The sequence below is a fragment of the Christiangramia echinicola DSM 19838 genome (genome assembly GCF_000423065.1).
Taxonomy (GTDB): domain Bacteria; phylum Bacteroidota; class Bacteroidia; order Flavobacteriales; family Flavobacteriaceae; genus Christiangramia; species Christiangramia echinicola.
The window spans coordinates 1-1,171 of the sequence record NZ_AUHG01000009.1; the positions used below are offsets into that span (position 1 = coordinate 1).

The 1,171-nt window shown below is 33.1% G+C and carries 1 protein-coding gene; it reads right to left on the reverse strand.

What is annotated here, in order from left to right; translation table 11 throughout:
• Positions 1-222 precede the first annotated feature (222 nt).
• Positions 223-1,059 (reverse strand): tetratricopeptide repeat protein, encoded by an 837-nt coding sequence (locus G530_RS0100420; protein WP_026932641.1) that lies wholly within the window; start codon positions 1,057-1,059, stop codon positions 223-225.
• Between the last annotated feature and the right edge of the window lie 112 nt (positions 1,060-1,171).

Genomic DNA, 1,171 nt, shown 5'->3' on the forward strand with positions numbered 1-1,171 from the left:
TAAGATAGCGGTTCCACGAGTTTTTTTCCTAAGCTTCTTCCTGTTTGCTTGATGCTGAGAGCTCGCCCAGGGCTGGCGAATGGCATGTAACGGTCTCGATTATCGCAAGTTGGCGGAGTAGGGAACGCGGCGTTGTCGGCTTAGACCTGGTTTGTTGGTGAATTTAATTATTTTCTTTCTAACGGTACCGGCTATTTGCGATGAATCGTTGTTGTGCAAAGTTTAAGGCCACCTAACTTGATAAGGATATCGCTCATAAACAACATTATCTTCATTAATTGAATATCCTTTAGCCGCATTCTCTTTTGCTTTCTTATATAAACTTTCTCCTTCCTTGGCTTTACCGATTTTATATAGAATCTTGGCTTTGTAATACTGAACATCTGAAAATTGAGGATAGATTTCCAATGCTTGGTCAAATAGTTCTAAAGCTTCTTCATATTTCTTTTGTTCATATTTGCTAATTCCATAATAAAAAAGGTCTAAATGATGCAACCAGCCTTTTCCATTTTCTTTTATCGTTTTTTCGTAATCCTCTTTAAAAAGTTTCTCCGCTTTTTCAAATTGGTTGAGTTGTAAATAGCTTAATGCAATATAAAAATTGTATGAATGATCCATTACAAATCCATATCCATATTTTTCCTGATAATTTTTAAAATCTTCTATTGCGTTTTTGTATTCTTTTGAAAATATACATTTTATAAATGCTCTGTAGTCTTGCCATTTTTTAGGATCGTATTTTACTGCTTTATCAATAAATGGCATTCCTAATTCGTATTTACTTTGTTTAAAAAGTGGCATTGCTTTCTGTTGCCAGAAATAAGATATTGTAGAATCAACTTTTAATCCTTTGTCAATTTCGTTTTGCCAATCTTGTGAATACGTATCTTTTTTCCAGGCACCATTTTTAAGATAAATATCAACTAACGAATCTTGTTGTTTTTGAGTAAACTTCGAATCTGCTTTTTCTTCGGAAGTTTCTGGATCTTTCTTTTGACTACAACTAATTAAAGTTGAAATAAAAAGTAAAGGCAGAATGAGTTTTTGTAGATATTTCAAATCTTGATTTAAATTTTGCACAACGGTCTCCTTTACTTTGTTTTCATATTTTAAGAGAGAACTAAGGGGAGAACTATAACGGTCTCTAGTTAGGCACCATTAATCGTAAGAG